Source organism: Bradyrhizobium sp. CB82 (assembly GCF_029714405.1).
In the GTDB taxonomy this organism is placed as follows: Bacteria; Pseudomonadota; Alphaproteobacteria; order Rhizobiales; family Xanthobacteraceae; genus Bradyrhizobium.
Map to the genome: position 1 here is coordinate 9,219,450 of NZ_CP121650.1, position 22,783 is coordinate 9,242,232.

A 22,783-nucleotide genomic window follows, 5' to 3' on the forward strand; every position below is an offset into this window, starting at 1 on the left:
TTGCCGGAGCCGGCATGGCCATCGATGATGATGCTCTGTGGATGCATGGCATGATCGGAAAATGCGGCACGCCGACCGCCGCTCTATGCGGCGATCAGGTCCAGAAATTGCCGCCAGCCGTCGCTTACTTCGGCCCGGGAGCGGCCCTTTCGCCACAGATCCTTGTCAAGGTCGCTGCCCAAATATTTGCAACGCATGCAGTCGGGAGAGACTTCTCCGAAAATGGTGCGTCCGCTGGCGTCGATGAAGAAGCAGATATCCAGGATTTCGATCCGGCGCTTGGAGAGGAATGAGCGCAACGCCCCGAAGGCGGCGAGCGCGGTTTCCGTGGCGGCCTCGATGTCGATGAACCGGTTCGCCAGCCAGAGCGGCATGCACTCGTCCTTGTGGGGCAGCGGATTTCGCCAATCGAAACGCACATAGGCCGGATGTTGTGCTCCGATCCGGAGTGGCAGGCCGTCGCGAGTCCGATGCTCGGTGATGCCGTGGTAGAGGTGGACAGGCGTGCCGACAAGGGCTGCCTTGACGATGGTTTCGACCGGAGGCGCGTCGACATAGGGGGCGACGTAACAGTCATGGGCGACGTCGAGCACTCCGATGCTGAGACCCGCATCGCGCAGCACTTGCCACAGGATGGCGCTGGCGGACAGTCGCAGCGCCTCGGTCCCCTCGACCGATTCATACCGATTGGCGCTCATCGAATAGATCGTCGGCTTGAACTTGATAGCGACAAGGCCCGGCGCGAGTTCACGCAGAATCTTGGACTCGCCCTCCTGGACCAGAGGGAGAGCGTCGAACCGCGCGCTTGCGTCCGCCGCAAGTCCCGCGGACGCAATCGGGCCGAATTCCGGAGCTGTCAGAGTCAGGGCTGCCAAGTTTTCTCGCGCCATGTCGCCGTCTCCACCACACCGGTTTCCGCCGTTCCGATCCCGCTCTAGCCGCGCCTTGCGACCACATAGGTCAAGGGTTCACTCTTGAACACCGTCTGGATCCAGAAACCGCAGGCCAGCAGCATCTGAACGCAGCGCATTTGGCCGAGGCGGATCTTGTAGTAGCTGTCCTGCCCAAATTCCCAGTCCTTCTCGCCGCGCACCGTGATGATGTCGGTCGAAGACACGAAATACGGGCCCGCCTCGGCAATGACGGTCGTGAACAGTCGGTCCTGATCGAGCCGAACGGGATAAGCCTGGGGCGCACCCGTCGGGCTGACCGGCCCGCTCATGTCGCGCCAGGATAGGATAAGTGGCCCGCCGGACTTCAGGACCGACATCACGTTGGCAAACAGCCGGTACACCTCCTGCTCGTTGCCCAGATGCGTGAGCGTGTCGCCCATGCACACGACGATGTCGAACGGCGCGGCCTTGGCGTAGGTTGCCGGATTGAGCATGTCGCCCTGGACCGGTTGCACCGGCAGGTCCTTGGCATGCTTCTCCAACTCGGCCAGCAGGCATGCGCTTAGATCGACCGCGGTCACCGAAAATCCGGCCGTGGCGAGCGGCACCGACTGGACTCCGGTTCCGGCTCCGAGATCGAGCGCGGTGGCGCCGTCGGCGCCGATGATCTTCAACTCGGTAAAGAGCCTGGCCGATGCATCGGCCGCCTGGTCGAAGCCGCCGAGCATCCAGTCGTAGTACTTGCACAGCAGCTTGTCGTAATGGGTGACAACGGATTGTGCCGAGACGCTGCAGGTAGGCGGGAAAGCGGTCGGCGCTGGCTCCATGTTGAGAACTCCTGGCGTTGCCGGATCGGCGTGGACGGCCCCGAGCTGGGACAAGGCGTGGCCGGCATAGCCCAGCTCTGCGGAACGCGCTTGGTAATGTGCACGCTCAAGGTCAATTCCGTAGTGCAGGGACAGCCGAATTAGCCAATGCAGGATGTCCGCGAGTTCGTTCGCAACGTCGTCCTTGTCGGTCGCGTAGGCCGGATGATGGTCGCGGTCCGGAAGGTAGTAGCGTTCAAATGTCAGAATTCGGCGCGCGAGATCACCCACCTGCTTGCTCAACTCGAGCGCCGCGACCTCGACGGACCAAGGACGACGCTGCACCCGGTCGAACGCAGCAATCACCTGGCGAGTGAGCTCCACCATGTCGGCGAAGCGCGTTCCCGTCGCGAGATTGCCGTCAGGATTGTGCGGACGAAAGTTCATTTCCGCGCTCCCCCGCGCCGACAGTCGGAGCCAGATCGGTTACGCCATATTTGTTGGCATAACTCTTCCCGTCCGCCAGCGTCGACAGAATGTGCGTGAGCTCGCGGTAGGTCTGGGCGCAGCTCTCGGGATCCTTCGAGAAGACCGTGCCGTTGTGACGGGCGGCGCGAACCAGACAGCTGCTGGAGCAGTTGGTCCGGAACGAGCAGCTCTTGCAGCTTTCGTTCGTATTCTCGTGTGTGCGCGTGCGCAGGCGCGCCACCTGATCCCAGTCGAGATTGAAGCTCCTTGTCGCGCGGTCGTAGCTGCCGATCAGCAATTCCGGCACACCATTGTGCTCGTTCAGCACTTCCACGCAGGTGCTGACGTTTCCGTTCGGCCCGACCACCATATTGAGTCCGCAGGCGCCGCAATACAGATCGGTGAAATAATCGACCTCATCGGTCACCCCGATCATCTCCATGCCATAGGTCTGGGCGATCGGCACCGCTTCCGAAAACAGCCGGTCATAGTGCTCGCGGTTGAGTGGGTCCATGTTGTTCATCGAGCAGGCCGTAACATAGGCCATGGGCAAGAGGCGCACCTGGGTGAGGCCGCCGATTCCACCGAGGAAATGCACGATCTCGTGCATCTGATCGACGCTGAATGGCGTGATCACCACGTTCATCCGCTTGAGCTTCCCGGCCGCCTGGAAAATCTCGAGGCTCCGCATCGTGTTGTCGAACGTCGCGCCGCCGTTTTGTCGCGGGCGCTGGTGATTGTGAATCTCAGGCGGCCCGTCCAGGGAGAGGCTGATGTGGTCGAAGTTTTCCGCTACCCATTCGGCACGTTCGCGGGAATAGACGCCGTTCGTCGATACGCGGCAGAACAGCTGGGCACCCCGCTTGCTCGCAACCGCTCGCGCGTGTTCGACGGCGGTCTTGACTGCCTTGAAGTTGACCAACGGCTCGCCCGCGCCATGGAACTGCAACGTGTAGCTCGGGTAGGGGGCCGCGTTGGCGAAATAGAAATCGACGGCATCGACGGCTATTTCCGGGGTCATCCATCCCTCGACCCCTCCTGGTCCCTCCGCGGTGATGCCGGTGCAATAGCCGCATTTGAGGTTGCAGTGTGAGGACGGGCACAGCACCAGCACATTGTGGAACTTGCCTTCCGGAAAAGTCGCCGGCGCCTCGTCCTGAACGTCTCCCATCACAAATCTGACGATCTCGAAGATGCGCGGCCGGTCAGCCAGCGGCACCGCCTCCTCGCGCATCGCGGCGTACAGATTGGCGCCCCGCTCGACCCGCTGGGCAACCCGGCCGACCACGGCCGGGCATCTGTTGGAGATGCGCTTGTGCTTGGAATTGAACAGAACGCATTCGGAATCGCCAAGCCACATTGTTCGCAGGCTGACCATCTCTTTTGCTCCAGGGCTTGGTCGGTTCAATAGGTCGCGCGCGTCCACATCGACTGCTGCGGCGCAGGCGGTGCGCAGGCTGAGGGCATCGCGCAGGCGGACATCGGCGGTGCGCAGGCCGAAGGCATCGCGCAGGCGGACATCGGCGGTGCGCAGGCCGAGGGCATCGCGCAGGCGGACATCGGCGGTGCGCAGGCCGAGGGCATCGCGCAAGCCGACATCGGCATTGCGCAGGCCGAAGGCATCGCGCAGGCGGACATCGGCGGTGCGCAGGCCGAAGGCATCGCGCAGGCGGACATCGGCGGTGCGCAGGCCGAGGGCACCGCGCAGGCGGACATCGGCGGTGCGCAGGCCGAAGGCATCGCGCAGGCGGACATCGGCGGTGCGCAGGCCGAGGGCATCGCGCAGGCGGACATCGGCGGTGCGCAGGCCGAGGGCATCGCGCAAGCCGACATCGGCATTGCGCAGGCCGAACCGGTGGGCATAGCACACGCAGAGTGCATCATGTTCACTTCCCCTTCCTTCGTCGGTTGGCTGCTTGCGGGTGCATCCCGCGGTTGAACTGGCGGCGTCTCGGCTGCGCTCTTCGCAGCTTCGCCTGTGGCCGCTTCCCTGCTCGCCTTGGCATCATCTTTTGGGGTGTTGGATGGCATGCTACTGCCTCCCTTGGAGGGTTAACCCGGCGCCAGCGAAGCGGCGATGGTGCGGGTCGCGTCGATGAAGGTGTCGATCTCTGACATATCGTTGAAGATGTTGGTCGACGCGCGAATTGCATACAGCGTCGAGCCGGACATTCCGGGAGGAGCCGGAAACTGGGTGCTGCGCACGTAGATGCGATCCTTGCTCCACAAGGCGCTGACCACGGCGTTGATGAAATTCGAATCCAGCCCGGCCGCGGGATTGACCGACGGGACGAAGCTCGCCATTCCCGAGCTCAACTCAGGGTGCTCGGCGGCGGGACTGAACAAGGCCGTCTCTCCCCAGGTCTCCACGATCCGGCGCTTGGCGTAGGTATTCATTGCCAGAATGTGCTGCTCGATCGCTTCGCGGCCGATATCAGCGTCGAACTTCGCTGCTTCCACCATGGCAGCAAACCCCGGGGTGTTGTTGCAGCCGCGGATCTGAAGATCCGTGCTGATCGGATACTGACCCAGGACGGGGGTGTATTCCGTCAGGATCGGCCACAGCTTCGTCGGGTTCAGGACGGCATCGCGCACATAAAGCACGCCCGTGCCGGGAGGACCGTTCAGCCATTTGTGCCCCGAGCAGGCGTAGAAATCGCAGCCGATCGCCGAAAGGTTGAGCGCGAGCGTGCCAAGCGCATGCGCGCCGTCGATGACTGTCAGGATCCCGCGGCTCCTGGCGAACGCGCAGACCTGCTCGACCGGAAATCGGGTGCCCGTAGTCCAGGTGATGTGGGACAGCGCGATGACCTTGGTTCGCGGGGTGACGGCGTTACGGAAGAGCTCAACGACGCTCTCGGCGTTATTCAAAGGTGTCGGCACCGGGAGCTGCCTGAAGATGACGTTCCAGCGCTTCTGCAGGAGTGTGAGGGGCGCCAGCAGCGACCAGTGCTCCTGGTCGGTCGTCAGGATCTCATCTCCTTCAGCCAATGGCAGCCCGAGCAGCGCCATGGCTAGTCCCATTGTGGTGTTGTTGGTCAGGACGATTTCAAGTGGAGCGGCGCCAACGAACTTCGCGATGGCGGCGCGGTTGAGTTGTTGATTTTCCCCGAACCGGGGGCTGTCGAAGAAGCAATAGCTGGGATTCTGAGCCCAAGTCAGATTGTCGCTCGCATAGCGATCGAGTATCGGACGCGGCATCGACCCTTCCGATCCCGAATTCATGTAGATCATGCCGGGCGGTAAGACGAAATGTGCACGGACGGACTGCCAGTCGACTTCCTCCGGCGGGAAAGATCCCAGCGGCCGAATGGAAGGCTTGTCCTGGCCGGGCGCGGCATCGCTGGTGCCACCCAGTGCGCGGCGCGAACGCTGAAGCTGTTCCAGATGGCTGCGGATCGACATTACCTTCGCCTATTCGCGAGAGGTATCTGCTTGGCAAATCAACTCTAGATTGTTTGGATCGCGAGTCAACCTGTAATTGTCAGAGACGAAAAATTCTCCCTATTTGTTGAATATGGCGCCTGGTTACCCGGCTCGGGCAGCGGACGTGCGAGCGCGTGTGTTCTTTTGTAGCGAGCGCGCTTGCGGCAGCGCCGGATCGGCGCGATTGCGGGATGGCGAGGAGGCCGTGCCCCAGGCGGGCAGTGATTCCAGTGAGGGACGTGCAGGAAGGGACTTCGACGTCGTCATGGCGACCTCCTTTCATAGCGTCATAGCGCCCGACCCGCTGAATCAGGCTGAAAGAAGGTGGTTGAACACGCGCACTCAGATCGAGCAGGTGGGAGTTTTCCCTTGCCGCGGGCAGGCAGCAGCCCTGCTGGCAACATCCGCAATGCCATCAGCCGCGTCAATTCCCGGCAAGCCGGATCGATTGCCATTCCGGATCCGGCGCAGCTCCCAGGACTGATCGAAATAGCCACAATCGACGGGTGAGCGGACAGCTGTGAAACCGGGCAGGCATTCGCCCATGAGGCGCAGCTGCAAGATCGCAGTCCGTTGATCATCCGGATCGCGTCGGCGGCCCCTGCATCATAGCGCCACGGCGAAACATTAGTGCCCATCTTCATCGGCAGTGGCGCGCCGGCAGGCTGGCCGAAACACCATCGAGCCGCCCAAAGCCTCGCTCAGTGCTTGCTCGGTTCGAGCACCACGATCACGCCGGTGGGCTCCGGCTCGTGCGCCCGAAGGCTCGTCAGTTCCGGATCGCTCCAGTCGGCGAGACTTATGACTTCACCGGTCCGGCTCGCCATTTCGGGTGAGTCGGCGGGCTCCAAAACCTTCAGTCCGCTCTCGTCAACGAAGAACGTGTGGTCTCCGAACAGGCTGTTGAGTTGAGGCACGGCCGGGTGTCCATCTGGAAGCACCTGGGCGCCCAACTGTTTCATGGTCTCCTTGATCTGGATGGCATTCAGCTTCATGAGCCGCTCCATTTCGCGCTGATACAGTTTTCGGCTTGTCCATGGCGGGCCTCGGCCCATAGGCCTGTCCGCCCGGCTCAGAGTCCCGAACAAAGCGCGCGGGCAAATGTTCCTGCACGATGCGTTCCAAGGAGTCGGCAGCTGCTTTCGTCGCGCTAATGGCACGAGATTGCCGTGCCATGTGCACGATTGGGACGATCCGCCGCGGGATAGCCACAACACGCTAGAGCACGATGCGGACCGCAAGCGCCGCGTCAGCGCAAAGTGCGCCGCGGTTTTCGCTCGCGACAAACGCGGAACGCGTTTGCGCGGAGATCATGCTCAAACAGCAACCTGAAGCGCGATGACGATTCACACCAATCTCATCTCGCTTCAGAGATCGAAATTGGTCGGCAGCATGACCACGTCGCGGATGGTCATGCCACGTGGCCGCGTCAGCATGAACATCACCACATCAGCAACTTCACTGGCCTCGAGCAGGCTTCCGGAGTCCCTCGCCTCCTGCAGCTTCTCGGCCGGCCAGTCCGTGAGCAGCGCGGTGATGACGGGACCTGGCGAAATCGACCCGATGCGGATGCCGTGCTTGAACACCTGGCGCCGCACCGTCTGCACGAAGCAGTTGATCGCCCATTTGGACGACGCATAGACCGGCTCCCAGGGCGTCGGAAAATGAGCCGCCAGCGAGCTCGTGACGATGATGTCACCAGTCCGGCGCTCGATCATGTGGGGGAGCACGTCGTGAACGTTCTTCATCACGACGTTGACGTTCAGATTCAGCATCCGGTCGATCACCCTGCTGTCGGCATCGACGAGGTCGCCGCCAACATATGTGCCGGCATTGGCGTGCAGGATGTCGAGCTGACCGGTCTTCTCCAGGACGCGCGGCAGCAGGGTGGCGCAGTCGGCGGCATCGAGCAGGTCGATGACGAGCGGGGTCGCGGCGTCGCCGAGCCTGTTGCAGATCGCCTTCAGCGCGGCGGCGTCGCGATCGACCATCACCACGCGCGCACCTGCGGCCAGCATTACCTCGGTGCTCGCCAATCCGATGCCCGACGCAGCCCCCGTCACGACGGCAACCTTCCCCTCCAGATCTCCTGCCATGGCCTTCCTCCCTCTCTTCATTGCTCCAATATTGGAACGTTCTTTTCTATTCTTCTCGAGGCGGCCAGGCTGCTTAGGGCTTTCGCGCGGCGGCCGTCACTCGCCGCGACTTTCCCCGACCGACAGCGCGCAGATGCGCGACAGGTGCGCGTAGGGCAGGCCCGTTTCCGTGGCCCAGGCATTGAACTGCGCCTGCACCTTGGCGAGATCGGCCTTCGACTTCACCTCCTCGGCGATGTCGAGGCCGGTATCGCGCAGGCACGCGACGACGTCCCTGGAGGTGACGAAACCGTCCCAGCCGACGAAGCGCAGCAGCATCTGGCCAGTGTTGCCCCCAAGCCTGCTGCCGCGCTTGGTGAGGAGATCGAGCAGGCCGACCTCGTCCGAGGATGGCCATTCCGCCAGGAACTTGCCGAAGCTGCCGTGCTCCTTTGAGATATCCTGCACGAAGGCCGCGTTCTCGCGCACCGACAGGATCTTTGCGCCGTTGCGCACGATGCTGGGGTCGCGCATCAGGCCTTCCCAGTAGTCCTCGGGCTGAAAGCTCAGCTTGGCCGGCTGGAAGCGCAGAAAAGCCCGTTCAAAGCCGTCCCATTTCGAATCGATCACGCTCCAGGCAAAGCCGGCGCAAAACACCCGCTTGGTCATCTCCGCGAGGATGCGATCATCAGGCAGTTTTGCCAGCGCCTTTGCATCAGGCTTCGCCGGCAGCAGCTTCTCCAACTGCTTGGGCCCGCCCTTGCGCTTCTCGGCGCGGGCGCGAATGGTTTTGAACGAGGTCATTCGATCACCTGCCATGAGGCCGCGTTACGTCATCAGACTTCACCGGGAAGATCCAGCCCTGCGATACCGGACAGCTACCGCAGCTCGACTGGCTCGTCAGTGCCGCGCCGCAAGATGGTTGCCTTGCCCGGCATATTGGCGCTTGAGATCGGCGAGACTGGCGTTGGCGACATTGAGCCGCTGCGCCAGTAGGCGCGCGAGCAGCAGCGCGACCTCGGGCTTCTGAATGAGGAACGAGGCGGCATCGTCGAACTCGTAGATGACGGAATCGGCGCAGGCACGTACGGTCGCGGTATGCGGCTGTTGGAGCAGTACAGACATCTCGCCGAACACGGCGCCGGGCTCAGTGATGGTCGCAACCACGGTGCCGCCCTTGATCACCTCGAGCTTGCCCTCCATCAGCACGTAGAGGTGCCCCGAGGCGCCGCCCTCGGAGAGGATCAGCGTCCCGGCTGCGACTCGCTGCTGCGTTCCACCACTGCAATAGTCCAGCACAGTGCGCATGTTGATATCCTCGTCCGCGTCAGACTAGGCACCGACGCAGCCGGCGTCGAAGGGATAAAAACGGCGAGCTTGCTCAACTCTTCGGCATCAGCACCATACCGCAGTGCATCACAGGCTCGGCGCGGGCTCCAGCGGCAGGGACTGCAGGCCGCCGAAACGGCGCTCGCGGCGGTGGAACGAGGCGAGCGCCTCGGCGAGATCGGAGCTATCAAACTCGGGCCACATCCGCTCGGTGAAATGCAGCTCGGCATAGGCGCCCTCCCACAACAGGAAGTCTGACAGCCGCTTTTCGCCCGAGGTGCGGATGATGAGATCGACGTCGCGCAAACCGACCTCGCCGGTGACGAGCTGCGAGAAGGCCTCGCGGGTGAGGCTCGTCAGCGCGGCCGCTTTCGCGGCGGCGTTGAGGATGGCGTCGCGCGCCGAATAGTCGACGGCAATGCGCAGATGCAGCACTTTGCCTTGGGCGGTCGCGCGCTCAGCGCCGGCAATCGCCGCGGCAATGCCCTCGGGCAGGCGGTCGCGGCGACCGATCACGGAAAGCCGCACGCCGTTCTTGACCAGGCTCTGCACCTCGTTGGCGAGATAGAAGCGGAGCAGCGTCATCAGGGCTGCAACCTCGGCCCTGGGCCGGCGCCAATTGTCGGTCGAGAACGCATAGAGCGTCAGCGTGCCGATGCCTTGCTTGGGTGCGGCTTCGACGATGCGCCTGATCGTCTCGACGCCGGCCTCGTGGCCGCGGACGCGCGACAGGCCGCGCCGTGTCGCCCACCTTCCGTTGCCGTCCATGATGATGCCGACGTGAAGCATTTCGTTGGCTAGCGTGACGTCACTTTGCATCGCAAAGTCTCCGGTCAAAAAAGGGCTGATCAGGTCGAGATGATGCCGAGGCGGCCGAGCGGCGGGGCCTCGCGGCCGGCGGCCTTGGCGGCATCGCGCACCAGACGTTCGAGCACGGTGAGATAATCGAGGAAGCGGCGCCGGCCGGCCTTGGTCAGCCGGCAGGTGGTATGAGGACGGTTGCCTTCGTAACCCTTGGTCACGTCGACGAGGCCGGCCTCCTGCAACACGGCGAGATGCCGGCTGAGATTGCCGTCGGTCAGGCCGCAAAGCTGTTTGAGATCGGCGAAGGCAAGTCCCTTCGGATGCGCCATCAGCGAGGTCAGCAGGCCGAGCCTCGCCTTCTCGTGGATGACGCGATCGAGCCCTTCATAGGAGAAGGGCGCGCTTTCAATCTTCGACATCAAGGTCTCCGGACGCAACATAGAGAATGACAGCCATCACCGACTGCCCGATCACGAAGGGCAGGCCCATGGTCCAGGGCGAAAGCGTGTGAGTCTGGCTCGCCAGCACGGCGACGGCAAAGCCCGACACGAAATACCAGGCGCCCGCCAGCGCTACGCTGCGTGGCAGCGAACGGATGGAAGCGAAAATGCCGAGCGACACCAGGACTTGCCACAGGCCCGGCAACAACCAGAGCGTCTCGGCAGAAAACTTCCACAGCACCACCGCGAGCAGCACACCGGCGGCGCCGGCCGGCAAGAACTGCTCGATCGCCTGATGGATCATGGCGTCGGCAAGACCGGAGTGATGGCGGCGCGAGCGCGCGCGCATCTCGATCCAGATCATGGAGCCCGCGAGCGCCGCCGCCAGACCCCAGCCGAGGAAGAATACGAGCGGATTAGTGGTCGGGTCGTCGATGAAAAGATATTGCAGGAAGGCGGTGATAAGCGCGAGCGCGCCGGTTGCGGCCATCGTCGCGGGGCCATAGCCGCGAAAGGCGGTACCGGTTGCGATCTGGCTGCGGATCGCAACAATATCCGCCAGCGCCTTGTCGAGATCGCGCATCTGCAACGTCGAACCTCGTTCCACCGTCGCCCCCGTTCGGGGCGACGCCGCTTACTTTGTGATGCAAAGTATACCGCGCCGCAAAGTAAAAGCAAGGGCGGCCGTTGGGCGACGGCTTGCGCCGGACAACTGCCGGTTGCACTCGGCCGGACCGGGCGGGTAAGATGCGGGCACTGGAATCGTCCCGGGGGCTTTTGCGATGTTGAAGTGGGCAGTTGCGTGCGTCTTGCAGGTTGTTCTTGTCGGGGTTGCCAATGCCGCGGGACCGTTCGGCTCAATCAAGATCGGCAACTGGATCGGCGGCGCGTTCAGCAATGATGAGTCCGGCGCGTTCTCGCATTGCGCAGCAACGGCGCCCTATGCCAACGGCGTCATTCTGGTCGTCGCCCAGAATGCGGCGGGCTCGTGGCTGCTGAGCTTCGCCAGTCCCGGCTACAAATTCAACAAGGGCGAGAACGCAGCGATCGACGTAACCTTCGACGGCCAGGAGCAAGCGCGCGTGTTTGCCACGGCCAATCAATCCGACATGCTCACCGCGATCATGCCGCCGAATGTCGTTCGTTCGTTTCAGAAGGCGAGCCTGATGGTCGCAACGGCAGGTCGCACCGTCCTGCAATTCCAGTTGACGTCAAGCGGGCCCGTGATCGCAGCGCTGGCCAACTGCGTCACCAAGATCAAGGCCGACGGGCTCAGCAAGGCCGGCGATTTCAGCAAGGTCGCGGCGAAGCCGGCAGCGGGCGAGAAGCCGACACCGCCCAGCGGCAAGCCCGGCAAGACCGGAACCTACAGCGGCACGGGCTTCGTGGTCAGTGGCAGCGGGCACATCGTCACCAACCATCATGTCATCGACGGTTGCGTCGGGGACATCAAGGGCAACCTCACTGGCGAAGCGCAGATGGTGCTGCGCGTGGTGTCGCGTGATGCGACCAACGATTTGGCGCTGCTCCAGGCGCCCGCGACGGCGACGTTCAAGGATTTTGCGAGAATCCGCGATCGTTCAATCCGTTCCGGCGATTCCGTCGTGGCGATCGGCTTTCCCTATCATGGCCTTTTGACCTCCGACTTCACGGTCACGACGGGGATCGTGAGCTCTCTCAGCGGCATTCTCAACGACACCCGTCACCTCCAGATCAGCGCGGCCGTCCAGCCGGGCAACAGCGGCGGCCCGCTGTTCGACACGTCCGGTCAGCTGGTCGGCGTCGTCGTGGCGAAGCTCGATGCCAGGACGGTGATCAAGGCGACCGGGACCATCCCTGAGAACATCAACTTCGCGATCAAGACCGGCGCGCTGCGCGACTTCCTCGACAATTCCGTGGTGCCCTATCAGACCGCCGAGCCGAAAGGCGAACTCAAGACCACCGACATCGCCGGCAACGCCCGCGCCTACACCATGTTGATCACGTGCACCGGAACCGAAGAGGCCGACGCGAAGCGATAAGGCGGGCGCACAATGCTCTAGCCCGGATAGAGCGCAGCGTAATCCGGGATTGGCGCCACTGGGAGAGAACCCCGGATTTCGCTTCGCTCCTTTTGGCGCGACCGGCCAGATCGCTCAGTTATGGCAACACCCCGCCTTCGTCGCGTCGGGCTGGTACTGGTCGCGCAGGCGCACCCAGTCCATCGGATAGGGCAGACCTTCCTCGTGACGGCCGAGCGGGGTCAGATCGAGATACTGGTAGGCCGCATTCATCATGTCGAGCCCGCGGGCATAGCACGAGTAAGTATGGAAGACGGCCCCCGACTCGTCACGGAAGAACACGCTGATGCCGGGCAGCTCGGGACCGTAGAACGGCGTGGTGCCGAAATTGTATTTCGGCTCGCCCTTGTCGATCTCCTCGCGCGTGAACGTCACGCCAAAGTCACGGTTGAAGTCATTGCCGCCCGAGGAGACCCAATCGAACGTCCAGCCCATGCGTTTCTTGAACGCCTCGAGCTTTGCGACCGGTGCGAGCGAGATCGCGACCATGGTGGTGTCGCGCGCGGCCAGATGCGGCACCATGCGCTCAAAACCGTCGGCCCAGAACGAGCAGCTCTTGCAAGCCGCCTCCCAGTCGGGCGCGAACATCACGTGCTGAACGACGAGCTGCGGACGTCCCCTGAATAGATCGGCGAACGTAACCTTCCCGGCCGGTCCGTCGAACACATAGGTCTTGTCGAGCTTGACCCAGGGCAGCCGGCGACGCTCCTGCGCGAGGCGCTCGCGCGCCTGACTGAATTCCTTCTCGTGCGCCAAATGCACCTTGCGCGCCGCGATCCACTCTTGGCGGGAAACGATCTGATGTTGCTGCATGATGAACTCCGTTGATCAGGCGACGAAGGCCTCGAGCTTGTCGAAGAAAGAGCTCCAGCCGCGCTGATGGTTGTCGCGTGCGGTTTCGTCGAAGAACTGGGCATGATGGAAGATCATCAGCGTGCCGCCGTTGTCGGGCTTGAACGAGATGGTGACGAGCGACTCGCGTTCCGGCGTCGAGTGCCAGGCCCAGGAGAACACCAGCCGCTCATTCGGCACGACTTCGCGGTAGATCCCGCCGGCTTCGAAATACTCGCCGTCGTCGCGGGTGAAGCTGATCCGGTAACGGCCGCCGCTACGGACGTCGAGTTCGGCCTGCACCGTCGCGGGCTTCATGTTCGGCGGACCGAACCACTGCGCTAGCTGCTCGGCCTGCGTCCACGCGGCGTAGACCCTTTCCGGCTTCGCGCGGAGCCGGCGCGTGAGGGTGAGGCTCGGCCGCTCGTCGGCGCGGGTGGCTGCCTGGTTGATGGCCATGGGTCTTCCTCCACAAAAGCTGCAAGGCGATCGAGATTGTCGGACCAGAAGCGCGCGTAGCGATTGAGCCAGTTCATCGCCTGCTCCATCGGCTGCGCGGTGAGTCGGCAGGCGACGGTCCGCCCGTTCTTCTCCCGCACGATCAGGCCGGCATCCGACAACACCTCGAGATGCTTCATGATCGCGGGCAGCGAGATCGAAAACGGCGCAGCCAGCTCGCTCACCGACAGGCTGTCCTCCTCGCCGAGCCGTGCCAGCAGCGCACGCCGCGTCGGATCGGACAGCGCCGCAAAGGTTCGGTCCAGCGTGTTGTCCTGATACTTAACCATGTGGTTTAGTATAGGCGGAGGCGGCCCGCCGTCAAGCGGGAACGCACGCATAATCCTCCGCACGAGTGCGTGATCGCGCGCTGGCTTGGAAACCCGTTCTGGATCGCTCACGAAGAAAGGCCCGCCTCGGGGCGGGCTTCGTCAGCGCCGTGATGCGCCAGCCGAGATCGCTACTCGACCTTCAGGCCGGCGAACTCGACGACCTTCTTCCACTTGTCGGTTTCGGCCCTGATCATGTCGCCGAACCCATCCGGCGTCTGTACGAGCGGCTCGCCGCCGAGCTCGACCAGGCGCTTGGTCATGTCGGGCTCCTTCATGATCGCGTTGATCTCGCCGTTGAGCTTGGCGATGATCTCCTTCGGAGTGTGCTTCGGCGCGCCCATGCCGAACAGCGCGCTCGCCTCGTAGTTCGGAACGGTTTCCGCGATCGCCTGCACGTCGGGCAGTTGCGAGGAGCGATCGGCCGTGGTGACGCCGAGCGCCCGAAGCGAGCCGGAGCGGATGTGCTGGATGATCGATGGCATGTTGTCGAAGATCACCTGCACCTGGCCGCCGAGCATGTCCGTAATCGCGGGCGCAGCACCCCGATAAGGCACGTGCTGCATCTTGCAACCGGTCATCGCCATGAACATCTCGCCGGACAGATGCACCGAGGTTCCGTTGCCCGAGGAGGCCATGTTCACCTTGCCGGGATTGGCCTTCACGTATTCGATGAACTCGGCGACGTTCTTTGCCGGCACGTCCTTGTTGACGGTCATCACGTTCGGCACGCGCTGGAACGAGGCAACCGGCGCGATGTCACGCACGAAGTTGAACTTGAGATTGGCGTAGAGCGACGCGTTGATGTAGTTGGCCGGGTTGACCAGCAGCAGCGTGTAGCCGTCTGGCTCGGCATTGACGACAGATTCGGTCCCGATGTTGTTGCCGGCACCGGGCTTGTTTTCGATCACGAATTGCTGGCCGAACTTTTCCGACAACCGCTGGCCGATCAGCCGCGCCAGGATGTCGGTGGCGCCTCCCGGCGGATAGCCGACGACCCATTTCACCGGCCTGGCCGGATAATCCGCCGCAAAGGCCTTAGGCAGCGGCGCGGTTGCAAGCGGACTGGCGGCGAGCAGGCCGAGCGCAGTGCGGCGTGTGATCATCTGAAGTCTTCTCCCAGTTTGTTGTTCTTGAATGCGGCGCGTTGTAACAAAGCCGCCCGGCGACGAGAAGTGCGCACCCTGCATCGTGACGAAAGGATTAGGCATGTCCGTGAAGGTCCAGGCCATCGATCCCCTTGTCATCAAGGTCGCCGACCTCGCGCGCACCGCCGAGTGGTACCGCAAAATCCTCGGCATGGAAGTGAGGGTGTTCGACCCGGGCGGCGGCAAAGCGCCGCGGACCTCGCTTCAGTTCGGCAACCAGAAGATCAAGGTCCGGCCACGCGATGCCGACAAGGTTGAGCGGTTCGCCGCGGACCATTTGACCGCCGGCAGCGAAGAGGACGGCGGCCGGTAGAATTCGTAGGTCGGGTTATGACGCAGTAAGATTAGCCGACTACATTGTAGCTGCCTCAACACACGACACCGGAAGGCGTAACCCACCACGCCACGGGCGAGAAAAGTGGTGGGTTACGCTTCGCTAACCCACCCTACGGCAGCGGAGAATGTTTCGTCAGAACGATCCGAGTGCGACCGGGCGGAAGGCCTGCACGAGCTGCTGGTCAAGCTTGCCGCTCATGCTCTCGAGCATCGCAAATGCGCGGGAATGGGTAAAGGGCATGCGATAGGCACGCTTCTCGACCAGCGCGGCATAGATGTCGACGATGGTTGTCAGGCGGACGATGTCGCTGATCTGGTTCGAGGAGAGCTTGTTCGGATAGCCGGTGCCATCGAGAAATTCGTGGTGATGCAGCACCACGTCAAGCATCTCCGGCGGGAAGCCGCCTTGCGCCGCGAGCGCCTCGTAGCCGCGGCGCGGATGCTGGCGGACCTCATCCATCTCCTCGTCGGAGAGCTTGCCGGGCTTGTCCAGAAGCTGTGTTGGCACGAAGGCCTTGCCGACATCGTGCAGCAGAGCGGCGCGGGTCAGGCGGCGCTGGTCGTCCTCGCGCATGCCGAGATGCTGCGCGAAGGCGACTGCAAAGCCGGTGACGAACAGACAATGCCGGTAGCTGCCGACATGGTGGCAGCCGACGGTGGTGAGCCACTCGCGCAGCGAGGAATGCTTGATCGCCTTGAGAATCTTGCTCTCGGCCGCGACCACGTCGTCGAGCGTCAGGGGCATGCCGAGCGGCAGCTTCTCGAACATCTTCGCCAGCACCGCATGTGCCGCCTCGACGCCGCGGTTCAACGTCTTGCCGCGATCAGAGGCGTCGTAGGTGGTGGTGTCCGGAAACGCGGCGCGGATACGCTGCAAAATGGCCTCGGGCTGCAGCGGCCGCGAGATCGTATCGGTGGCGCCCAGCGCCCAAGCCTGCATGGTGCCGTGGTGAAGCGCATCCGCCAGCACGAACAGCCGCGGCATCGAACGATAGGCATCACCCCGCAGCTTGTTGCGCACCCGCTGCACGCTCTCGGACGCGCGCAGGTTGATATCGACGACGATGCCGGAGACATCGCGCGCCGGCTGCTCGGGGATTTCCTGGGTCGAGACCGTCGTGACCTCTCCGACCGACTGCAGGATGTCGGCAAGCTCGATGCTCTGGTCGCTGCGGTCGGAGGCCAGCAGGAGCCTGCGTTTGGCGGCGGGTTTGGTTGAGGCGGTCATGGCTTCCCCAAGAGGCACTGAGAGCAACTGGCAAGAGCGCTGCGCTCGATTGCACCATCCTAGCTGCAATCAGGTTCTCCGGCCCTTAATGCGCTTACTGAACGGGAACCTGCGGGGATTGTTCAAATTTGAGGGATTTTGCCGCGGCTTTCGAGAAATGGGGGGACGCCGCCAAACTCACCGCCGTCATCACCCGCGGAAAGCGGGTGATCCAGTATTCCAGAGGCAGCGCGAAGATACGGAGAGGCCGCCGCGTACTGGATGCCCCGCCTTCGCGGGGCATGACAGCGAATATGTGAACGCGGTGCACCGCCTCACGCAACTATACGCGCAAGCAAAAAAATCCGCCGGAGGTTGCCCTCCGGCGGATCGTCTCGATTGCAAATTGCGGCCGGTCTTACGCTTTCATGTTCGCCTTCACGGCTTCTGAACTGATGGAAACCAACGTCATCTTCGCGCGAATGTTGTGCGTTTGCGACAGGGCGCTGACGCAACCACCTGACGGAATAAGCGGCAGAGTTCACGTGACGCATGAATCCCATCATGAAATGCCATCATGGTTTGTTGGCTTCCTCCGAGTAACCCACCACGCTAGGATGGAGCTCACGCGAACAGGGGTGGGCGCGATGCTACGGATCGACGGAGATGGAGTTGCCATTCACTGCGGAGTCCGCGAAAGGCCCCGAATGATGAAGCCGACGATGGTGGCGACTGTCACGATAGCGCTGGGCATGACGACGGCCGCGGCGCAAGCCGAGCAATGGGCGCCGCCGCGCCTGCCCTTCGTCATGACCTTGTCGAACACCACGCCGCTGGCGTTCGGGATGGATGCCGCCCAGGCGGCGCAGGCGCTGGGCCAGCCGCTGCAATATGTTCGCGGACGACCCGGCAACGAGATCTACCTCGCCTTGCGCAATCTCGGCGGCAGCCGGCTGATCCCGTACCGCCACCGCCTGTTCCTGCAATTCCGCCACGGTCGCCTCGCAGGCTGGAAAGAGGACTACGGCGAGAACTGGATGTGGGAGTAGGTGCAACTCTCAATCCTCATGGTGAGGAGGCGCGAAAGCGCCGTCTCGAACCATGAGCGCCCGGCTCTCGCAGCTCGGCCTTCATCCTTCGAGACGCTTGCTTCGCAAGCTCCTCAGGATGAGGGGAGAGAGCGAGATTCTTGAATCAGACGACAAGTCCACAACCAACAACGAAGGACAACCTCGTGGGACACGACATTAAACTGACGGCCTCCGACAATTTCCAGCTCGGCGCCTATCGCGCCGATCCCACTGGGGCGCCGAAGGGCGCGGTGGTGGTGATCCAGGAGATCTTCGGGGTCAACCATCATATCCGCTCGGTCTGCGACCGGCTCGCCAGGGAAGGCTATGTCGCGCTCGCGCCATCGATCTTCGATCGCACCGCGCCAAACTTCCAGTCGGGCTATTCCCCCGACGAGATCGCCGAGGCGCGCAAATTCGTCGCCAACCCCGACTGGGCGGCGATGCTCCGCGATACGCAGGCCGCGATCGATGCGGTGACGACCGTCGGCCCGGTCGGCATCATCGGCTTCTGTCTGGGCGGCAGCATCGCCTATGTCGCGGCTGCGCGGCTCGCCGGTCTCTCGGCCGCGATCGGCTATTATGGCGGCGCCGTCGTGCGCTTCGCCGATGAGAAGCCGAAGGTGCCGACGCAACTGCATTTCGGCGAAAAGGACGCCGGCATTCCCTTAACCGACGTCGAGACCATCAAGAGCAAGCGCCCGGAGGTCGAGGTGTTCATCTATCCCGGCGCCCAGCACGGCTTCCATTGCGACGAGCGCGCGAGCTACGACAAGGCCAGCGCCGACGTCGCCTGGCCGCGCAGCATGGCGTTCTTCGCGGCGCATTTGACGTGACGTCGCAGACGTCGTTGGTTAGCTGCGCAGGCCCAGCCTTCGCAGCCGGTGGTCGAGCTGGGCCCGGCTGATCTTCAGCGCACGCGCGGCGGCCGAAACATTGCCGCCGGCGCGCGCCAGTGCCGCCTCATAGGTGGCACGCTCGACCTCCGCAAACGATGCACTGCCTTGGGATGGCGGCGCGTCAGGCGTCTCGTGCTGCGACGGCCCGCCCTGGTGAAGAGGCACACGTCCGAGCCGCCCGTCGGGCGAGATGAGATTAGAACCAGCGCTCGCCGACGTAGACCGTATCGCCGGGGCCGACGGGGGTGCCGAGCGGCACCACGGCACGCATTGCGCCACCGGCATCGCTGCGGGTCACCGTGACCACGTCGCGCTTGGCGCGCGGCGAGAAGCCGCCGGCGATCGCGACCGCGCTCTCGACGGTCATATTCGGCACGTAAGGATATTGGCCGGGCGCGGCGACTTCGCCCAGAATGAAGAAGGGACGATAAGCTTCGATCTCGACCGCCACCGACGGTTCCCGGATATAGCCGTTGCGCAGGCGCGCGGCGATTTCGGAGGCGAGCCCCGCCGTGGTGCGACCGCGCGCCGGCACCGCGCCGACCAGCGGCATGGTGATCGCGCCGCCGGCATCGATCGCGTAGGTGTTGGTGAGACCTTCCTGGCCGTAGACTACGACGCGCAGCTTGTCGCCGGCATCGAGATGATAGGACGCATCGTAGCGCACCGGCACGGCCATGGGCGCAGGCATCGGCGCGGCATAGCCGACCGCCACGGGCCCGGGAGCTGCGGCAAAGGAATTGCGGAGCGCGCTGATGGCGCCGCCACCGGAATTGTCGACGACGGCGACCGGCTGCGGCCCGGCGGGCTGGCCATAGGCCATGTAATCGAGATCGCTGCGCGGCTGTGCGACCGCAACGGGACCGACGGTTTGCATGCAGCCGCCAAGGACGAGCGCGGCGGACGCTGCCAAGATCGACCATCGAAACGCGCGCGCAACCCGCACCGGAGCCATCCCTTGAACCGAGATAGCTCCAGTGTTGCACCCGTTATGGTTAACAAAGCGTTTCGAGGCGATGCGGCGGACGATGCAACCAAAAGTCTCGGCGCGCTCGCTCTCCCGCAAGCGGGAGAGGGAGCTGAGAGTGCGCGGCTAGATCACGCGCTCACACCCACGCCGATCGGACAGGACACGCCGGTGCCGCCGAGGCCGCAATAGCCGGCCGGATTCTTGGCGAGATATTGCTGGTGGTAGTCCTCGGCGAAATAGAACTCGCCGGCGGCCGCGATCTCGGTGGTGATGGCACCGAGGCCCTTGGCGGCGAGCGCCTTCTGATAGAGCGCCCTGGACTCGTCGGCCGCCTTCTTCTGCGCATCGCCAAACGTGTAGATCGCGCTTCGATATTGCGTGCCGACGTCATTGCCCTGGCGCATGCCTTGCGTCGGATTGTGGTTCTCCCAGAACGCCTTCAACAGCCGCTCGTAAGAGATCTTCTTCGGATCGTACACGACCAGCACCACCTCGGTGTGGCCGGTGCGGCCCGAGCAGACCTCTTCATAGGTGGGATTGGGCGTATGGCCGCCGGCATAGCCGACCGCGGTGACGTAGACGCCCTCGCCGAGCTCCCAGAATTTGCGTTCGGCGCCCCAGAAGCAGCCGAGCCCGAAGACGGCCTGCTCGAGACCTGCAGGGTAAGGCGGCTTGAGCGTCGCGCCGTTGACGAAATGGGTGGTGGCGGTCGGTAAGGGCTGCGCACGGCCCGGCAGCGCCTCGGCTGCGCTCGGGAGTGCAGTGGTCTTGCGCATGAACAGCATGGTCGGATCTCCGAAACGAGCTGTCCGTCGCCCAAGCAGGGCGCTCAGGCGACGTGCTCGCGATACCAGTTGAATATAGGCATTTACGCTTGGAGAGGCAGCCCTGTTACGCCGCCTCCTTTCCAGGGGCGGTCAATCCCGCGAATAGCCGATCAGGCGTTTCCGCGGCCGGAACAGGATCATCAGGAGGATTCCGAGAATGCCGAGCACGGCGAAGACCGGCTGGTCCAGCACCAGGCGGATCACCGAGGTCCAGAGCCATGGAGCCTTGGCCTCGACCCAGGTCCGGAACGCCTGCTGGCTGGACTGATGGATATCGTTCCAGAACTGGCCGAACCGGGTGAACCGCAGGGTCTGGTCCGCCACCCAGCGGGCGCCGTCGTAGACCATGAAGATGAAGCCACCAGCCAGCAGCAACAGGCCGATCAGTCGGAAAAAGCCGCGGATCATGCAACACCCAAATATGCCCCATCCGGCCGGGACGAGGCGAAACGCCGCCAGCCAATACCGGGGCGAGAGCGGAAATTCAACCTCGTCAGTACGTTACAGCGGTTCCTGGGCCGCTCCGGCTGACTTTCCGGGCCTCCCGAAGCCGTTGACGGTGCCGCAGGCCCCCTCTATAAGGACGCCAACTGGCGGCGGGGGCAATCCCGCCGCCGCTGTTCTTTGAGCCATGTGAGGCAGCCTTGGAAGGCAATAGCCGCAAGGCTGGCGCGCGGACTCTAAAGAACTGTCTTAGCAAAAGAACTGCCTTAGCAACCGAACACCCTAAAACCGAGCGTCGATTTCGCGGTTCAAGCAGCCGGCGCTAATCCGAGCAAAAAGCGACCGGTCACCGCAGAGGATTTTTGAGACTATGGCCAACACCACTTCCGCCAAGAAAGCGACGCGCAAGATTGCCCGTCGTACCGCCGTCAACAAGTCGCGTCGCACCCAGATGCGCGGCGCAGTCCGCACCGTCGAAGAGGCGATCAAGTCCGGTGATCGCGCCGCCGCGCTGAAGGCGCTCGCGAACGCTGAGCCCGCCCTGATGCGCGCCGCACAGCGCAACATCATTCACAAGAACAACGCGAGCCGCAAAGTGTCGCGGCTGACGCATCAGATCGCCAAGCTCGGCAAGTGATCTGACTGAACGGCGCGTAAGCGGACGAAGCCCGGCATGCGCCGGGCTTTTTCTTTTGTTGCTTCGAGCGACGGAGATCGGAACGCCTCAACCGGAGCTTCCGATTCAGAGCTCCGCGATCGGAGCTCGTTGACGAGAGCAGCCCTTCGATGGGAGCTCTTGGAAAAATCTTTCGTCGTGCGATTTTACCTCCGTAGTTTTACCTGCTGGCGATTCTGTCACACTGGAAACTTTCATCCCAGCTGCAAAAACACGTTGTGGCGCGACGGAATGAAGTCCTGCCTCGACATCCTTCTGCACACCCTGGTCTCCACGGAAAGCTGTGCAGCGACAGGGGTTACCCTGCAAAACGAGACTCGAAAAACGATGTCTCGATAATCACTTATCCACATAGTGACGGGAAGCATTTGGAAAATTGGCTCACACGGCACTCGCGTGACGCTTTTGTAAATTTTTTTGCGCGCCGTCGGAGAATTGTCACATGCCGCGCATTGCCTTCGATTCTGCACGGCGATTCAAAAACTTGGTTCTCGACCCTGTGAACAACTCTGCGCGCGCGTTAACGCAGATCAGGATTTCAGCTCCTCAACTGTGAATCAATTTCATTGCGAGTCTCTGCGCATCGTGTATTTCTTAAAGCCGTCCGCAGCGCCCACGATCTTGAGACCAGCGCGGTTTTGGAAACGGGGCGAGCGTGCAAATCGGCGGCGGTGTGCACGTGGGCGACGCTTTACCAAGCGATTGTCGGTTTGAAACCCATAGTGATATGGGAACGGTAGTGCTTTGTCTAAATGTCTCCAAGCGGGGCATTCGTGTCTCGTTCGCGTTCAGGCGCAACCGAGAGACAGCGACAGATCACCCGACAAGCGCGAAGGCAGCGCCGCCCGGGGCGAGTTAGGAAAGACGGGCGGACCTCGCGCCAGGACTGTGGAGTTCCTGCGCGAAGTTCATAGACGACGACACGCAGGACCTTGCCGTGAGCAATCACGGCAGGACGGGGAGGCACCATGTCGAACGAACGTAACGCGGTATTGAATCACTCTTCTTCTTCCGACGATGCCGTTTCGAGTTCGTCCTCCGACCAGCCTCCGACTTGTCCTTGCGCGCTGAGTACGCGCTGACCTCGCGAAACCACCATTCTTGACATCATAGGTCTGCTTCGCGGCGTTCGCGCCGAATGGCTGATCTGTGCCTTCAAGAAGGATTCGCTTGAGGTCGTGCCGTGGCAGGAAACCTGCGACGGCACTCGCAACGCAACCTTATCTCCAAAGAAAAGTTTTCAAACG

The 22,783-nt window shown here is 63.0% G+C and carries 24 protein-coding genes and 1 pseudogene; 5 read left to right on the top strand and 20 right to left on the bottom strand.

Annotated features, from left to right (window positions below):
• Positions 1-83: 83 nt before the first annotated feature.
• The 11 genes from QA640_RS43625 to QA640_RS43675 all read right to left on the bottom strand — a co-directional run bounded on the left by QA640_RS43625 (position 84) and on the right by QA640_RS43675 (position 10,824).
• Positions 84-890: a phosphoribosylaminoimidazolesuccinocarboxamide synthase gene (locus QA640_RS43625; RefSeq protein WP_283038750.1), complete on the bottom strand. Its 807-nt coding sequence runs from the start codon at positions 888-890 to the stop codon at positions 84-86.
• Positions 891-934: 44 nt separating this feature from the next.
• On the bottom strand, positions 935-2,146 hold the full coding sequence (locus QA640_RS43630; protein WP_283038751.1) for a methyltransferase domain-containing protein: 1,212 nt from the start codon (positions 2,144-2,146) through the stop codon (positions 935-937).
• Positions 2,121-4,037 carry a radical SAM protein gene (locus QA640_RS43635; RefSeq protein WP_283038752.1) on the bottom strand — a complete coding sequence of 639 codons (1,917 nt, stop codon included), beginning with the start codon at positions 4,035-4,037 and terminating at the stop codon, positions 2,121-2,123. The genes QA640_RS43630 and QA640_RS43635 overlap by 26 nt, the downstream gene beginning before the upstream one ends.
• A 182-nt stretch (positions 4,038-4,219) precedes the next feature.
• A complete protein-coding gene (locus tag QA640_RS43640) occupies positions 4,220-5,572 on the bottom strand; it encodes an aminotransferase class V-fold PLP-dependent enzyme (protein WP_283038753.1) in 1,353 nt (450 codons plus the stop codon).
• A 722-nt stretch (positions 5,573-6,294) separates the two neighbouring features.
• Positions 6,295-6,588 carry a hypothetical protein gene (locus QA640_RS43645; protein ID WP_283038754.1) on the bottom strand — a complete coding sequence of 98 codons (294 nt, stop codon included), beginning with the start codon at positions 6,586-6,588 and terminating at the stop codon, positions 6,295-6,297.
• Positions 6,589-6,960: 372 nt separating this feature from the next.
• The gene (locus QA640_RS43650; RefSeq protein ID WP_283038755.1) at positions 6,961-7,689 is read right to left on the bottom strand and encodes an SDR family oxidoreductase; all 729 of its coding nucleotides are present in this window, start codon (positions 7,687-7,689) and stop codon (positions 6,961-6,963) included.
• A 96-nt stretch (positions 7,690-7,785) separates the two neighbouring features.
• Positions 7,786-8,472, bottom strand: coding sequence for a DNA-3-methyladenine glycosylase I (locus QA640_RS43655; RefSeq protein WP_283038756.1), 687 nt, complete (start codon positions 8,470-8,472; stop codon positions 7,786-7,788).
• A gap of 96 nt (positions 8,473-8,568) precedes the next feature.
• On the bottom strand, positions 8,569-8,976 hold the full coding sequence (locus QA640_RS43660) for a cyclic nucleotide-binding domain-containing protein (protein ID WP_283038757.1): 408 nt from the start codon (positions 8,974-8,976) through the stop codon (positions 8,569-8,571).
• Between the two features lie 108 nt (positions 8,977-9,084).
• Entirely contained in the window at positions 9,085-9,816 is a 732-nt protein-coding gene (locus tag QA640_RS43665; protein ID WP_283038758.1) for a di-trans,poly-cis-decaprenylcistransferase, read from the bottom strand.
• A gap of 29 nt (positions 9,817-9,845) precedes the next feature.
• Entirely contained in the window at positions 9,846-10,220 is a 375-nt protein-coding gene (locus QA640_RS43670) for a transcriptional regulator (protein WP_283038759.1), read from the bottom strand.
• Positions 10,207-10,824, bottom strand: a complete 618-nt coding sequence (locus tag QA640_RS43675) for a hypothetical protein (protein WP_283043070.1) — start codon at positions 10,822-10,824, stop codon at positions 10,207-10,209. The genes QA640_RS43670 and QA640_RS43675 overlap by 14 nt, the downstream gene beginning before the upstream one ends.
• A gap of 199 nt (positions 10,825-11,023) precedes the next feature.
• Between QA640_RS43675 and QA640_RS43680 the strand changes: the two genes are divergently transcribed.
• Positions 11,024-12,262, top strand: a complete 1,239-nt coding sequence (locus QA640_RS43680; protein ID WP_283038760.1) for a serine protease — start codon at positions 11,024-11,026, stop codon at positions 12,260-12,262.
• A gap of 114 nt (positions 12,263-12,376) precedes the next feature.
• Here the strand turns inward: QA640_RS43680 and QA640_RS43685 are convergent, their stop codons facing one another.
• The 4 genes from QA640_RS43685 to QA640_RS43700 form a co-directional block, all read right to left on the bottom strand.
• The gene (locus tag QA640_RS43685) at positions 12,377-13,114 is read right to left on the bottom strand and encodes a DUF899 domain-containing protein (protein WP_283038761.1); all 738 of its coding nucleotides are present in this window, start codon (positions 13,112-13,114) and stop codon (positions 12,377-12,379) included.
• Between the two features lie 15 nt (positions 13,115-13,129).
• The gene (locus tag QA640_RS43690) at positions 13,130-13,591 is read right to left on the bottom strand and encodes an SRPBCC domain-containing protein (protein WP_283038762.1); all 462 of its coding nucleotides are present in this window, start codon (positions 13,589-13,591) and stop codon (positions 13,130-13,132) included.
• On the bottom strand, positions 13,474-13,920 hold the full coding sequence (locus tag QA640_RS43695) for a metalloregulator ArsR/SmtB family transcription factor (protein ID WP_283038763.1): 447 nt from the start codon (positions 13,918-13,920) through the stop codon (positions 13,474-13,476). Before QA640_RS43695 ends, QA640_RS43690 begins: the two co-directional genes overlap by 118 nt.
• Before the next feature lie 170 nt (positions 13,921-14,090).
• Entirely contained in the window at positions 14,091-15,065 is a 975-nt protein-coding gene (locus QA640_RS43700; RefSeq protein ID WP_283038764.1) for a tripartite tricarboxylate transporter substrate binding protein, read from the bottom strand.
• A 103-nt stretch (positions 15,066-15,168) separates the two neighbouring features.
• On the opposite strand from QA640_RS43700, the pseudogene QA640_RS43705 reads away from it, so the two are divergent.
• Positions 15,169-15,405: pseudogene (locus QA640_RS43705) on the top strand (VOC family protein); the annotation flags it as partial.
• Positions 15,406-15,576: 171 nt separating this feature from the next.
• Here QA640_RS43705 and QA640_RS43710 read toward each other — a convergent pair.
• Complete coding sequence (locus QA640_RS43710) at positions 15,577-16,671, bottom strand: HD domain-containing phosphohydrolase (protein WP_283038765.1); 1,095 nt, start codon at positions 16,669-16,671, stop codon at positions 15,577-15,579.
• 689 nt (positions 16,672-17,360) lie between these two features.
• Here QA640_RS43710 and QA640_RS43715 point away from each other — a divergent pair.
• Complete coding sequence (locus tag QA640_RS43715) at positions 17,361-17,699, top strand: hypothetical protein (protein WP_283043071.1); 339 nt, start codon at positions 17,361-17,363, stop codon at positions 17,697-17,699.
• 185 nt (positions 17,700-17,884) lie between these two features.
• Positions 17,885-18,556 carry a dienelactone hydrolase family protein gene (locus QA640_RS43720; protein WP_283038766.1) on the top strand — a complete coding sequence of 224 codons (672 nt, stop codon included), beginning with the start codon at positions 17,885-17,887 and terminating at the stop codon, positions 18,554-18,556.
• Positions 18,557-18,574: 18 nt separating this feature from the next.
• Here QA640_RS43720 and QA640_RS48495 read toward each other — a convergent pair whose 3' ends face one another.
• The 4 genes from QA640_RS48495 to QA640_RS43740 form a co-directional block, all read right to left on the bottom strand.
• Positions 18,575-18,784, bottom strand: a complete 210-nt coding sequence (locus QA640_RS48495; protein ID WP_349253684.1) for a helix-turn-helix domain-containing protein — start codon at positions 18,782-18,784, stop codon at positions 18,575-18,577.
• A 31-nt stretch (positions 18,785-18,815) separates the two neighbouring features.
• On the bottom strand, positions 18,816-19,574 hold the full coding sequence (locus tag QA640_RS43730) for a polysaccharide biosynthesis/export family protein (RefSeq protein WP_283038767.1): 759 nt from the start codon (positions 19,572-19,574) through the stop codon (positions 18,816-18,818).
• Between the two features lie 143 nt (positions 19,575-19,717).
• Entirely contained in the window at positions 19,718-20,374 is a 657-nt protein-coding gene (msrA, locus tag QA640_RS43735; RefSeq protein ID WP_283038768.1) for a peptide-methionine (S)-S-oxide reductase MsrA, read from the bottom strand.
• Between the two features lie 132 nt (positions 20,375-20,506).
• A complete protein-coding gene (locus QA640_RS43740; protein WP_283038769.1) occupies positions 20,507-20,824 on the bottom strand; it encodes a hypothetical protein in 318 nt (105 codons plus the stop codon).
• 406 nt (positions 20,825-21,230) lie between these two features.
• Here QA640_RS43740 and rpsT point away from each other — a divergent pair, with 406 nt between their 5' ends.
• Complete coding sequence (gene rpsT / locus QA640_RS43745) at positions 21,231-21,497, top strand: 30S ribosomal protein S20 (protein ID WP_027527812.1); 267 nt, start codon at positions 21,231-21,233, stop codon at positions 21,495-21,497.
• Positions 21,498-22,783: the final 1,286 nt, after the last annotated feature.